Source organism: Ruegeria sp. CJ3 (genome assembly GCF_056536725.1).
In genome coordinates this window covers 30590-43180 of sequence record NZ_JBQFQE010000012.1, presented here as the reverse complement: position 1 = coordinate 43180, position 12591 = coordinate 30590, and the positions used below count along the sequence as shown (strand labels likewise).

Sequence of the window (12591 nt, the reverse complement as noted above, 5' to 3'; positions counted from 1 at the left end):
TCAATACGCGACCGAGGGGAGCCACGTGGCCAGTTGTGGCCAGAGGAAGACAAAGAGCAGACCGGTCAGCTGCAGGATCACAAAGGGGATGATGCCTTTGTAGATATCGGTCAGCTTGATCTCGGGCGGGCAGACGCCTTTCAGGTAGAACAGCGCGAACCCGACCGGAGGTGTCAGGAACGAGGTCTGCAGCGTCACCGCCACAAGGATCACGAACCACACCAGCGCAGGCTCATCCATGACGCCGAAGCCTTCGATGTCCAGACCCAGCCCATTCACGATGGGGCGCATCAGGGGCAGGACGATTAGCGTGATCTCGATCCAGTCCAGCACGAAGCCCAGCAGGAAGACGATGAACAGGATCATGAAGACGGTGCCGTTGGGGCCGAAACCCGTACCCTGGATCATCTCTTCGATCAGCGCATCGCCGCCCAGTTCACGCAGGACGTAGGAGAATACGGTCGCGCCAAGGAAGATCGCAAAGATATAGGCGGTGGTGTTGAACGTGGCTTTCAGCACGTTCAACAGTTTCGCCAGCGTCAGCTTGCGATACCCCAGCGCCAGCAGGGTGGCGCCCAATGCGCCCACGCCCGAGGCTTCGGTCGGTGTGGTCAGACCTGCGAAGATCGAACCCAGCACCGCGAGGATCAGCGCCAGCGTCGGCAGAACGGCGATCAGCACGTCCTTGACGGCGGCCCAGTCGGGGCGCTTTGCACCCTCGGGCACCGGGGCCACGTCGCGTTTGATCAGGGCGATCACGAAGATATAGGTCAGGTACAGCGCGCCGATGATCACGCCGGGGAAGACGGCGGCCATGAACAGGTCACCCACCGACAGGGCCATCTGGTCGGCCATGATCACAAGCATGATCGAGGGCGGGATCAGAATGCCCAGCGTCCCCGAGGCGCTGACCACACCAGCGGCCAGCGAGGGGCTGTATTTCTGCTCCATCATCGAGGGCAGCGACAGCACGCCCAGCAGCACCACCGAGGCTCCGATGATGCCGGTCGAGGCGGCCAGAATGATACCGATCATCGTCACGGTAATGGCAAGCCCGCCGCGCACCGTGCCGAACAGGCGCTGCATCGAGGTCATCAGACGCTCGGCCACGCCGGATTCGTCCAGCATCAGGCCCATGAAGATGAACATCGGTAGCGCGACCAGAACGGCGTTCGACATGGTGGCATAGACCCGGTTCACCACCGCGCCCAGCGTCAGATAATCCAGACCGGTTAGCGTTTCCTCAAGCCCGGTCCAGTTCATCATGCCGTTGTCGAACAGATAGGCCAGCCCGCAATAGGCGACACCAACACCCGCCAGCGTCCATGCGACGGGGAAGCCGGTGAACAGCAGCGCGATGAAGGTCAGGAACATGGCGATGACCAGCTTTTCCTCGGTCGTTTCCACCAGAAAGGTCAGCGCGGTTGCCACCACGGCAAAGCCCAGCAGCGCCCAGATGATCAGACGCAGGCCCTTGCCCTGACGTTCTTCGTCCAGATTGGCGAACAGGGCGTGGAAATCGTGGATCAGCCGCGCGCCCGCTGCCAGCGCCAGCAGGATGAAGCTGGCCGGGATCACGCCTTTCAGAGCCCAGCGGGCAGGCAGACCTGTGGGGCTGTCCGAGGATTCATTCACCCGCCAGCTTTCGTAGAAATAATCATACCCCTGATCGATCATCAGATAGATGAATGGCACCAGCAGGGTGAAGATTCCGATGATCTCGATGATCCGGCGCGCCCGCTGGCTGAGCTGCATATGCAGCAAATCGACCCGCACATGGCTGTCGGTGACCAGCGCATATGAGATGCCGATCATCGTCACCAGCCCGTAGAAATGCCACTGAATCTCGTCCAGCTTGGGATAGTTCTGGTTCAGCAGATAGCGCATCGCCACTTGCGACACGATGGCGGCCACCAGCAGCAGGTTGGCCCACATGACAACATGGCCGACTGTCTTGACGCCATTGTCGATGGCAACGGCCAGTTTCTGGCGATCGGGTTCGCCATGTTCAAGAAGGCTCTCATAGACTTCAATCGGGTCGTCCTGATGACGCGGGGTCTCGGCCATTGTCTCCTCCTCGAGAGTTAGGCGGTGGGGACGTGAATGCGCCCGGTAGTGTTCGGAAAAGGTCGAAAATCTGAAGGGCCTGAGGGCGGCGGAAGGATGCCGCCCCCAGATCAACGCAAGGGATCAGATCACTTGCGCGGGAGGAACGCGTTCTCTTTCCACACGGCGTAACCGTCACGGAATTCGTTCATGTCAGCCAGAACCTTGGCGAAGAATTCGTCGTTGGCAGCCTGCTCGGCGGCAACCTCTTCCCAGGTGGTGCGGAACGTGTCCAGCATCTCGGGCGACCACTGTTTGATCTGAACGCCGTTGTTTTCAACGTTGTCCAGCAGGGCGGCGTGCTGGATCGCTTCGCCTTCGGCAAAGCTGTCGGCCATCGATGCCTTACAGGCGTTTTCGATGATCGCCTTGTGCTGGTCGCTGGCTTCGTTCCAGACGTCCTTGTTGATCATCAGCTCGAACACGGTGGCCTGCTGGTGCCAGCCGGGGAAGTAGTTGTACTTGACCAGCTTATGGAAGCCGAGGCGCGCGTCGATGGCGGGCATCGAGAATTCGGTCGCGTCAATCGCGCCTTTTTCCAGCGCCGGGAAGATCTCACCACCGGGCAGCAGCGAGGTGGCAACGCCCAGCTTCTGCATCACTTCACCACCCAGACCGAAGAAGCGCATCTTCAGGCCGCTCAGGTCTTCGGGGCTGTTGATCTCGTTGGCGAACCAGCCCGAGGTTTCGGGGGCGATGATCGCGCAGGGCATGACATGGACGTTGAAACCCGCCTGATCATACATCTCCTGATACAGGTTCATGCCGTTGCCGTAATACAGCCACGCCATGTATTCACCCGCCTCGGGGCCAAAGGGCACGGCCGAGAACAGCGGCGCGGCCGGGATCTTGCCCGCCCAGTAACCGGCGGTGGTGTAGCCCGAGTTGATCTTGCCCGAAGATACAGCATCCAGAATTTCGAACGGCGGAACCAGCTTGCCGGGCTCATAGACCTTCATCTTCAGCGTACCGCCGGACATCAGGTCCAGCTGTTCAGCCACGCGCGGGATCGGCGAACCCAGGCCGGGCAGGGCGGTCGAAAACGCAATCGGGGTTTTCAGCAGCATCTTGTCGGCGGCGTGGGCAACCGGGGCGGCCAGCAACGAGGCTGCAACGGCGAGCGATGTCAGGGTGGTTTTCATAAAGTTCTCCTCCAGGATCTTTGCAGTCGCCGGATCGACAGCCGGAAGGTCCGGCGTGGCGGCGATCTGAGAGGTAAATATTTTTTACCAAGTGCTGTAGTCAACAACTTTATTTACCAATTATGGTGATTTGGCTGCCCTGTGAGTACTTGCAGTCTAAAGGCCGAAAATCGACATATTGAGCCGATTTGAAATATTATCCTTTTTATACAGAGTATTGATTGTTTTCGGCGTATCCGTAGTTCTGGGTATTTTCTCTTGCAATGTTGCGGGAAATTGGTAAATTTTATGAACAACTGGAAATCTGCAATTTCCGGCACGCAGTGGAGCCGACATGAGCAACAACAGCCCTTTTGAGCCCATCGGCCACGAATCAATCGCCGATGCCGTGGTCGAACAGATCGAGACGATGATCGTCGATGGTATCCTCAAGGAAGGCCGCAGATTACCCTCGGAACGGCACCTGGCCGAGGCGCTTTCCGTCTCGCGCCCCAAGCTGCGCGAGGCACTGCATATCCTTGAGCAACGGGGGCTGGTTTCGGTGCGCCATGGCGAGGGCACGTTTATCGCCTCGCTGACCGGGCGCGCAATGTCCCCGGCGCTGCTGTCGCTTTACGCTCGCCATGGCGATGCGTTCTATGACTATCTCGAATACCGGCGCGAGCAGGAGGGCTTTGCCAGCCGTCTCGCCGCGCAGCGGGCGACGCAATCCGACAAAGAGCGGCTGAAAGACATCATCGACCAGATGCAGGCCGCGTGGGAAAACGATGATGCCGAAGCCAGCGAAGAGGCTGATTTTCGCCTTCATGCGGCGGTCGTGGATGCCAGCCAGAACACCACACTGATCCACATGATGGCGTCGGTCTATGATCTGACCCGGCAGGGCGTCTTCTATAACCGCCGGTTCTTGCGCACCATGGATGGTTCGGGCGCGTTGCTGCTTGCGCAGCACAAGGATATCGCGCAGGCCATTTTGGTCGGGGAACCCGAGCAGGCCGAAATCGCCGCCCGCGCACATATGGATTTCGTCGAAAACTCGTTCCGCAAAGGGCAAGAGCAGCAGGCCCGCGAAGTGCGCGCCTCGAAACGGCGACTGCTTTCGATCTGACCCCCGGGGGCGGACTCAGTCCGGGTGATCCGCCCGAAACAGCGCCCAAGCGTCCTGCGTTGTGCCATCGGGTTTGGTGCACATGCCCACCTGACCCTGATCCGCATCCTCGATCCGATAGCTGCCACCGATCTCGATGCAATAGGTCGCGGCGGGGTTCGCGAGTCTGACAAAGCTGTCGCTTTTCTGATCGGCGTGGTTTTTGCGGTAATAGGTCCAGGCATCCATGCTGGTGCCATCGGGCAGCTGGCAGATACCGGTCTGCCCGTCCGCCCCGTCGCGGATGCCATAAAGCCCGCCCTGCGCGATGCAATAGGTCGCCGCCGGATTGGCAAGGCCGGTATTGGCCAGACCGCCAGCGGGGCTCAGCACGACAAAGGCAAGTGCCGCAGCCGGGCCAAAGACGTTCGGTAGCAGTTTCATCACATCCTCCTCACAAATGCGCCCCGGCGCCGGTCAGAGCTGTTCCACCTTGATCGACTCGCCGGGATAAAAGGCCAGATGGTCCTTGATCTCGGCCACGGCGTCGATCGGGCTTTCATAGCTCCACGCGGCGTTTTCGCTGACCGAGGATCTGTTCACGATGGAAAAATGCGCCGCATCCCCCTTGCCCGGACAATGGGTGGTCTTATCGGTCCTGTCCAGAAAGGCCATGGCGATATCGGCGCGCGGGAAGTAGATCACCGGGTCTTTGCCGCTTTCCAGCAGTTCCAGCGCATTGCTGGTCTCGCCCAGAATGGCCCCGCCCGACCGGACGCTCCATTTGCCGGATGCCTTGCGGATCGTGATCTGATTGGTCATGTCTGCTCCTTCCCCTCGTCCTGTGCGGGCGTCCTCTTTGCCCGGCCTGTGTAACAGCGCGGTGTCAGACCGGCGCGGTTGCGGCATCCAACCACAGTTGAGCGTCTTCGCCCAGCCTTGGCCGGATTTTTTCCGCAACGTCGCGGTGATAGGCGTTCAGCCAGGCGCGTTCTTCGCGGGTCAGCATTTCGACAACGATCAGGCGGCGGTCGATGGGCACATAGGTCAGCGTGCGCCAGTTCAGCATCGCGCGCTCGGCGTCGCCGCCGGGCAGGGCGGGGGCCTGTTCTACCACAACCAGATTTTCCAGACGGATGCCAAAGGCCCCTTCGCGGTAATATCCCGGCTCGTTCGACAGGATCATGCCCGGCTCAAGCGGTACATGGCTGACCCGCGACAGACGCTGCGGGCCTTCATGCACGCTCAGATAGGTGCCGACACCATGGCCGACGCCGTGGTTGAAATCCTGTCCCGCCAGCCATAGCGGCAGGCGCGCGACACATTCGATATCGCGTCCGGCCATGCCGACCGGCCAGCGTAGCATCGACATGGCGATCATGCCCTTCAGCACGCGGGTAAAACAGGCCTTCTCCTCATCGCCGACCTCGCCGATGGCAATGGTCCGGGTGATATCGGTGGTGCCATCCAGATACTGCCCGCCACTGTCCAGCACCAGCAGATGGCCGTTCTCCAGCCGGCTGTCGGTCTCGTCGGTGACGCGATAGTGCATGATCGCCCCGTTCGGCCCGGTGCCCGCGATGGTATCGAACGAGATATCCTGCAGCGCATTGTCTCGGCGGCGGCTTTCTTCAAGCCGCGTCACCACCTGCGTCTCGGTCAGGCTGCCCACGGCCTGCGCATCCAGCCAGCTCAGCAGTTCGACCACGGCAGCTGCGTCGCGCAGATGCGCCTCGGCGCTGCCCGCGATCTCGGCGGGGTTCTTGCGGGCCTTGGGCAGGGCACAGGGATCGCCCCCGTCTGCCAGCCGGTCCCCCAGCGCATCGGCCACGATCTGCGGCAGGGTGCCCGGATCGACCTGCACGCTGCCCGCCAGCGCTTCGACCGCGGCCAGAAACGCCTCGGGCGGGTGCACCGTGACCCGGTCGCCCAGATGATCTGCCACCTCGGCCAGCTTGGCGGCGGCCATGAACAGGTCCACCCGCCCGTCGCTGTGTAGAATGGCAAACCCATGCGCCACCGGGTTGTACCCGATATCCGAGCCGCGAATGTTCAACAGCCACATGATCGAATCCGGCAATGTGATCACCGCCGCCGCACATCCCGACGCCCGCAGCCCCTCGGCCAGCCGGTCCATCTTGCTGTCGGCGCTTTCGCCTGCAAACTCGATCGGATGCGCCTTGACGGGGTGCATCGGCGGCGCGGGTTGATCGGACCAGACCCGATCCACCAGATTGTCACACCGCACCAGCTCGATGCCGCTGCCCTGCAGATCCTTCTGCGCGCCCGAGATCTGCGCCGCCGCATGCAGCCACGGGTCAAACCCGACCTTGCCGCCATCAGGCAACTGCTCTTTCAGCCACGCGCTCAGGCTGACATCGGGCCATGGCACCGGGGTGAAATCCCCGGCCACCTGCGCCTTGACCTGTGTGCGATAGCGCCCGTCAATGAACACACCCGCCACATCGCGCAGCGCCGCGCAGAACCCCGCTGACCCGGTAAACCCGGTCAGCCACGCCAACCGCTCATCCCGAGGCGCCACATATTCCCCCTGATGCGCATCCGCTCGTGGGATCAGAAACCCGTCCAGCCCGGCGCGTGCCATCTCATCCCGCAGCGCCGCCAGCCGCGGCGGGCCCTGTTCAGGACGTGCGGTCACTTCAAAGCTCTGGAACATATCACACCTCATTCAGCCAGAGGCCCGCGCCCCTTCATCTTTTCAAAAATACTCCCGCCGGAGGCAAGGCCAGCCCTAGCTGGCCTTTTTGATCCCCATCACCCGTGCCCGTGCGCGGGGGTCGCTGTCAAACAACGCGGCAAGTTGTTCGGTCATGGCACCGGCCAGTTGTTCCACATCGGTGATCGTCACGGCCCGGTCGTAATAGCGGGTCACGTCATGCCCGATCCCGATGGCCAGCAGCTCGACGATCTTGCGCTTTTCCACCATGGCGATCACATCGCGCAGATGCTTTTCCAGGTAATTCGCCGGGTTCACGCTCAGCGTTGAATCATCGACCGGAGCACCATCCGAAATCACCATCAGGATCTTGCGCGCCTCGCGCCGGGCCAGCATCCGCCTATGCGCCCATTCCAGCGCCTCGCCATCAATGTTTTCCTTCAGCAGACCCTCTTTCATCATCAGGCCTAGATTGTCGCGCGACCGCCGCCAGGGCGCATCGGCGCCCTTATAGATGATGTGACGCAGATCGTTCAGCCGCCCGGGTTGCTGAGGACGGCCATCGTTCAGCCACGCCTCGCGCGCCTGCCCGCCCTTCCAAGCGCGGGTGGTAAAGCCCAGAATCTCGACCTTCACATTGCACCGCTCCAACGTCCGCGCCAGCACATCGGCACAAATAGCCGCGATGGAAATCGGACGCCCCCGCATCGACCCCGAATTGTCCAGCAGCAGCGTCACCACCGTATCGCGGAACTCGGTATCTTTCTCGACCTTGAAGCTCAGCGGCGTCGTGGGGTTGGCGACAACCCGCGCCAGACGACCGGCATCCAGAATGCCTTCCTCGCGGTCGAACTCCCAGCTGCGGTTCTGCTGCGCCTGCAACCGGCGCTGCAGCTTGTTGGCCAGACGGCTGACGGCCCCCTTCAGCGGTTCAAGCTGCTGATCCAGATAGGCCCGCAACCGCTCCAACTCGGCCGGTTCCGCCAGATCCTCGGCGGCAATCTCCTCGTCATAGGTACCCAGATATACCTTGTAATCCGGATCAGCCTCGGACGCAGGCTGCGGCGCGGGCGGCTCTAACGGAGCCTCCCCTTCCGGCATCTCCGTCTCCTCACCCATCTCATCCTCGGCCATCTCGTCCATCGAGACCTGGGCCTGCGCCTGATCCTGCTGTTCTTCCTGCGTCTGTTCGGGGTTGGCGTCTGCGGCCTGTTCGTCCTGATCATCCTGCCCGGTGCTGTCGGGATCGGGTTGCTCCTCGGCGTCTTCCTCGGCCTGATCTTCCTGCTCGTCATCCAGCTCATCGGGGTCATCGCCCAGCTGATCGCCATAGCCCAGATCCTTGATCATCTGCCGCGCAAACCGGGCAAACGCAGCCTGATCCGACAGGATCTCGTCCAGATTTTCCAGCGTCCCGCCAGCCTGCTCCTCGATGAAGCCGCGCCACAGGTTCATGACATTGTCCGCCGCCGCAGGCAGCGCGCGCCCGGTGGCCAGATGCCGGATCAGATAACCCGCCGCTGCCGACAAGGGCGCATCCGCAGGCTGCTTGCACTGATCATAACCGCGCCGGATCGCCTCATGCCCGATCTTGACGTCGATGTTCGAGGCGGTGCCGGGCATGTCCCGTGCACCCATCGCCTCGCACCGGGCCACTTCCATCGCCTCATACAGATCCCGCGCCATATCTCCGGGCGGGGCATAACGCGCATGGGTGGCATCGTCATGATACCGACGCTGCAAGGCCAGGGCGTCCGCCGTCCCGCGCGCCAGCAACACTTCGTCCCGTGTCATCCGACGGCTGACCTGCGGCAGCCGCATGGCTTCCCCCGACAGCCCCGAAGGATCAACGGTATAAGACACACTCAGCTCTGGATCATCGGCCATGACCCGCGTGGCGTCGGCCAGCGCCTTCTTAAAAGGATCAGCAGGGTTGTCGTTTTTCTGAGCCATGTCCCAACGCCCTTCCTCAACAAGCGATCCGGCATCTCAGCGCGAGCCCGGATCCCCCTTCATCTGGCCATAAATATCCCCGCCGGAGGCATTGCGCCCGGCACGGGCGCAATTCAGGGCTTAACCCAAACTTGCATTCGCAGCACTTTCCGGCAGTTCCTCGTCAAAACACCGCTGATAGAACTCGGCCACGGTCTGACGCTCAAGCTCATCACATTTGTTCAGGAACGACAGGCGGAACGCATAGCCCACATCGCGGAAAATCTCGGCATTCTGGGCCCAGTTGATCACGGTCCGCGGGCTCATCACCGTCGACAGATCGCCATTCATGAAGGCCGTTCGGGTCAGATCGGCCACAGTGACCATCTGGCTAACGGTCTTGCGGCCTTTCTCGGTGTTGTAATGGGGGGCTTTCGACAGCACGATCATCGTCTCGGCATCGTGGCTGAGATAGTTCAGCGTCGAAACCAGCGACCACCGGTCCATCTGCGCCTGGTTGATCTGTTGCGTCCCGTGATACAGGCCGGTCGTATCGCCCAGACCCACGGTGTTCGCGGTGGCGAACAGCCGGAAATGGGGGTGTGGCGTGATGATCTCGTTCTGGTCCAGCAGGGTCAGCTTGCCGTCATGCTCCAGCACACGCTGGATCACGAACATCACATCCGCCCGGCCGGCATCATATTCGTCGAACACGATGGCCACGGGGTTGCGCAGCGCCCAGGGCAGAATGCCCTCGTGGAATTCGGTCACCTGCTTGCCGTCGCGCAGCTTGATCGCGTCCTTGCCGATCAGATCGATCCGGCTGATATGACTGTCCAGATTGACCCGCACCGCAGGCCAGTTCAGGCGCGCGGCAACCTGTTCGATATGGGTGGATTTCCCGGTGCCGTGATAGCCTTGGATCATTACCCGGCGATTGTGAGTAAACCCTGCCAGAATCGCCAGCGTGGTCTCGGGGTCGAACTTATAGGTGTGGTCGATCACCGGCACCCGGTCGCTGCGCTCGGCAAAGCCCTTGACCGCCATGTCGCTGTCAATGCCGAACACCTCCCGGACCGAGATATCCTCGGTGGGTTTTGCGTTGATGTCGATCGATCCGTCCGCCATGCGCCTAGTCCTTATCCTTTGGCCCGCTCACCGGGTCTGAACCCGTGTGTGGTGCAACATATTACGGGCAAGGGCAAGGGAAAGAGGGCTGCGCGACCGATTGGCAGTCTGTTTGCGTCAAGACCCTTGCCCGCCTCGGATCCGGACGGTCGCAATGCAAAGCCAATCGGCGTCGCATCTGTTGCTTTAATCCATGTTTAGGACCCGTTGAGATAACAGGTTGCGCCCGAGAGTTTTAAATGGCTTTAGTCGCGTACAACGAAAGGTGCAGGCAATGTTACAAACCCAACGGCGGAATGAGGCATTCTGGCAAAAGTTCTATGATGGTCAGCTTCAGGATAGGGTACTTTCGCCACCATCGCAATTCGCAGCGTTCATCGCGCAAGAGTTGTCGCCACGCAGCAGCATCATCGATGTGGGCTGCGGAAACGGGCGCGACACGATTTTCTTTAGCCTGCTCAAATTCGACGTGGTGGGCATTGATGCCAGCGAGCAAGGCATCGCCGTCGCGCGGGGCAACGCGGACCATCTGGGATTCGAACAGACACCGTTTTTTCAAAGCCTTGCTTGCTCGGATCGCCTTGTATCTGAAATCGAGGCGCGCACCGACGCCGAACTTTGTGTCTATGGGCGGTTCTTCCTGCACGCCATACCGCAGGATGAACAGGATGCGTTTCTGACCTTGCTCTCCAAAACCCTGTCGGCTGGTCAGAAGCTGGCTTTCGAATATCGGACCCTTGAGGATGAAAACCTGCTCAAGGTCGCCTCGCCACACTATCGTCGCTATCAGTCTATGCAGCAATTGGATGCCCAGTTGTACGACCTTGGGTTTGACAAACTATACGGTACACAGGGGCAGGGGCTGGCAAAGTATCAGGACGAAGATGCGCATGTCGCACGCGGAATCTACCAACGGACTGACCGATGAGCGTTGATCGCGCTGCTTTTGAGGCTTATCGCGACGAGTTGATGGGCATCATCCGGTCAGGCGGACGCTTGCGTCGTCCTCACGTGGTTTACCCCCGGCTGGATGCGGTTTTCAGTCCTGAATGGGAGGAGGAGTGGCTGAAGCTTTTTGTGTATTACAACTGCGCAGGCCGCACCCGCCCCTCGCGCACTTACACTCAGCTGATACGTTTGCGTGACGTATGCGCCCAAACGGGCCGCGGCGTGCAGTTCGAAGAATTTTTCTCCGAAATCAATCAGTTGATGCATCCGGAATCGCTGACATTCCACGGCTACTGCAATACGTTTGCAGTTCGAGATACGGATTCTATTGCGCGTGGGTTTGGTGAAATCCTGAAGCCGCTTGAGGATAAAGGTTATTCTTTTTTCCTGTATGCAGGCGCCCTGCTGGGCCTCGTCCGGGATGGCAGGTATATCGCGCATGACGATGATATTGATCTGGCAGTATTTCTGGGTGAATGCACCGATGCAGAGGCCGCCGAAAAGTGGCGGCAGTACAAAGAGGTATTATGTGCTTCGGGGCAGGTGGCCTATGGCCAGATCTCTAACAATCCTCCGGTTTTCCAAGTCATTAATGACAAAGGTCTTGGTGTAGATCTGTTCCCAGCCTGGACCACCAAAGGCAAGTTCTCGGTCTACCCTTATTCATACCATGCGATGGATGCAGATGATGTCTTGCCGTTAAAAACGGATCGGGAAAGAACGCAGGATATGTTTGGCGATTATGAGATCAAGCTACCCGCCGATCCCGAAAGCCTGCTGAGCAGCAGCTATGGTCCGAACTGGCGCGTGCCCGATCCGCTTTTTAGGTTCAACTGGCGGAGAGCGCAGAAAAAATTCAACATTCTGTTCAATCAGGACTATTGCTGAAGAAACTTGGTCATTGAACGATGTAAGGGTCGGCTTACTTAAAACTCCGACTGTCCTTGATCTGGTCCCAGGCCCAGACGACCTCTTGCAGCTGTTCTTCCTGTGACCGGTCACCGCCGTTCATATCCGGATGCAGCACCTTGATCAGTTTCTTGTAGGCCTTGCGGATCTCGGCCTTGGACCAGCTGTCCTGCGCCTCGAGGATTTCGATGGCGCGGCGTTCGGTGGGGGGCAGGCGGCGGCCGCCGGAATTGGCGCGGCCGGGGTTTTTGGTGGCGTTCTCGCCCAGAACCTGATGCGGGTCCTCAATGCCCAGACGGGCCCAGGCGCGGGCCTCGGGGTCGCCCATGGGCTTGGTCTCGCGCTCCCAGACCTTGTCCTTGGATCGCTGCGCGTTCAGCTCGGCCTCGGTGGTGCCGTCGAAGAAATTCCATTTCTGGTTATATTCGCGTACATGCTGCTGGCAGAACCAGAAAAAGTCATCCAGCACATCCGGCGCCTTGGGTGCGCGGAACTTGCCGGCCTCTTCACAGCCCTCATGATCGCAGATTCGCACCGAGGTCTCGGACGCGCCCGACATGCCTCGGCGCCCGCGCGGCTTCTTTTTCTTGGCGCTGGACACGGACATATCGAACCCGAAGGGATCTGATTTTACCATCTGCTCAACCTCACGAAGGCATCTT

11 protein-coding genes are annotated in these 12591 nt (G+C 60.4%); 3 read left to right on the top strand and 8 right to left on the bottom strand.

The window, feature by feature from the left end; genetic code table 11:
- A complete protein-coding gene (locus ACR0J1_RS17535; protein WP_480733989.1) occupies positions 1 to 2067 on the bottom strand; it encodes a TRAP transporter large permease subunit in 2067 nt (688 codons plus the stop codon).
- A gap of 128 nt (positions 2068 to 2195) precedes the next feature.
- On the bottom strand, positions 2196 to 3248 hold the full coding sequence (locus tag ACR0J1_RS17530; RefSeq protein ID WP_480733988.1) for a TRAP transporter substrate-binding protein: 1053 nt from the start codon (positions 3246 to 3248) through the stop codon (positions 2196 to 2198).
- A gap of 334 nt (positions 3249 to 3582) precedes the next feature.
- On the opposite strand from ACR0J1_RS17530, the gene ACR0J1_RS17525 reads away from it, so the two are divergent.
- A complete protein-coding gene (locus ACR0J1_RS17525; RefSeq protein WP_480733987.1) occupies positions 3583 to 4356 on the top strand; it encodes a FadR/GntR family transcriptional regulator in 774 nt (257 codons plus the stop codon).
- A gap of 15 nt (positions 4357 to 4371) precedes the next feature.
- On the opposite strand, the gene ACR0J1_RS17520 is transcribed toward ACR0J1_RS17525, so the two are convergent.
- The 5 genes from ACR0J1_RS17520 to cobS form a co-directional block, all read right to left on the bottom strand.
- Positions 4372 to 4779, bottom strand: coding sequence for a putative hemolysin (locus ACR0J1_RS17520; RefSeq protein WP_480733986.1), 408 nt, complete (start codon positions 4777 to 4779; stop codon positions 4372 to 4374).
- A 33-nt stretch (positions 4780 to 4812) separates the two neighbouring features.
- Positions 4813 to 5157, bottom strand: coding sequence for a DUF427 domain-containing protein (locus ACR0J1_RS17515; protein ID WP_480733985.1), 345 nt, complete (start codon positions 5155 to 5157; stop codon positions 4813 to 4815).
- Positions 5158 to 5221: 64 nt separating this feature from the next.
- On the bottom strand, positions 5222 to 7012 hold the full coding sequence (locus ACR0J1_RS17510) for an aminopeptidase P family protein (protein WP_480733984.1): 1791 nt from the start codon (positions 7010 to 7012) through the stop codon (positions 5222 to 5224).
- Between the two features lie 75 nt (positions 7013 to 7087).
- Complete coding sequence (gene cobT / locus ACR0J1_RS17505; protein ID WP_480733983.1) at positions 7088 to 8965, bottom strand: cobaltochelatase subunit CobT; 1878 nt, start codon at positions 8963 to 8965, stop codon at positions 7088 to 7090.
- A 120-nt stretch (positions 8966 to 9085) separates the two neighbouring features.
- Positions 9086 to 10072 (bottom strand): cobaltochelatase subunit CobS, encoded by a 987-nt coding sequence (gene cobS / locus ACR0J1_RS17500; protein WP_480532666.1) that lies wholly within the window; start codon positions 10070 to 10072, stop codon positions 9086 to 9088.
- 274 nt (positions 10073 to 10346) lie between these two features.
- Between cobS and ACR0J1_RS17495 the strand changes: the two genes are divergently transcribed.
- Together ACR0J1_RS17495 and ACR0J1_RS17490 are read left to right on the top strand one after the other, a co-directional pair.
- Positions 10347 to 11000: a methyltransferase domain-containing protein gene (locus ACR0J1_RS17495; RefSeq protein WP_480733982.1), complete on the top strand. Its 654-nt coding sequence runs from the start codon at positions 10347 to 10349 to the stop codon at positions 10998 to 11000.
- Positions 10997 to 11908 carry a hypothetical protein gene (locus ACR0J1_RS17490; RefSeq protein ID WP_480733981.1) on the top strand — a complete coding sequence of 304 codons (912 nt, stop codon included), beginning with the start codon at positions 10997 to 10999 and terminating at the stop codon, positions 11906 to 11908. Before ACR0J1_RS17495 ends, ACR0J1_RS17490 begins: the two co-directional genes overlap by 4 nt.
- Positions 11909 to 11942: 34 nt before the next feature.
- Here the strand turns inward: ACR0J1_RS17490 and ACR0J1_RS17485 are convergent, their stop codons facing one another.
- A complete protein-coding gene (locus ACR0J1_RS17485; protein ID WP_010441101.1) occupies positions 11943 to 12566 on the bottom strand; it encodes a DnaJ domain-containing protein in 624 nt (207 codons plus the stop codon).
- Between the last annotated feature and the right edge of the window lie 25 nt (positions 12567 to 12591).

Excerpts from the sequence above, each read along its gene's own strand:
- ACR0J1_RS17535 (WP_480733989.1), bottom strand. The coding sequence starts at position 2,067 with ATGGCCGAGACCCCGCGTCATCAGGACGACCCGATTGAAGTCTATGAG.
- ACR0J1_RS17530 (WP_480733988.1), bottom strand. The coding sequence starts at position 3,248 with ATGAAAACCACCCTGACATCGCTCGCCGTTGCAGCCTCGTTGCTGGCC.
- ACR0J1_RS17525 (WP_480733987.1), top strand. The coding sequence starts at position 3,583 with ATGAGCAACAACAGCCCTTTTGAGCCCATCGGCCACGAATCAATCGCC.
- ACR0J1_RS17520 (WP_480733986.1), bottom strand. The coding sequence starts at position 4,779 with ATGAAACTGCTACCGAACGTCTTTGGCCCGGCTGCGGCACTTGCCTTT.
- ACR0J1_RS17515 (WP_480733985.1), bottom strand. The coding sequence starts at position 5,157 with ATGACCAATCAGATCACGATCCGCAAGGCATCCGGCAAATGGAGCGTC.
- ACR0J1_RS17510 (WP_480733984.1), bottom strand. The coding sequence starts at position 7,012 with ATGTTCCAGAGCTTTGAAGTGACCGCACGTCCTGAACAGGGCCCGCCG.
- cobT (WP_480733983.1), bottom strand. The coding sequence starts at position 8,965 with ATGGCTCAGAAAAACGACAACCCTGCTGATCCTTTTAAGAAGGCGCTG.
- cobS (WP_480532666.1), bottom strand. The coding sequence starts at position 10,072 with ATGGCGGACGGATCGATCGACATCAACGCAAAACCCACCGAGGATATC.
- ACR0J1_RS17495 (WP_480733982.1), top strand. The coding sequence starts at position 10,347 with ATGTTACAAACCCAACGGCGGAATGAGGCATTCTGGCAAAAGTTCTAT.
- ACR0J1_RS17490 (WP_480733981.1), top strand. The coding sequence starts at position 10,997 with ATGAGCGTTGATCGCGCTGCTTTTGAGGCTTATCGCGACGAGTTGATG.
- ACR0J1_RS17485 (WP_010441101.1), bottom strand. The coding sequence starts at position 12,566 with ATGGTAAAATCAGATCCCTTCGGGTTCGATATGTCCGTGTCCAGCGCC.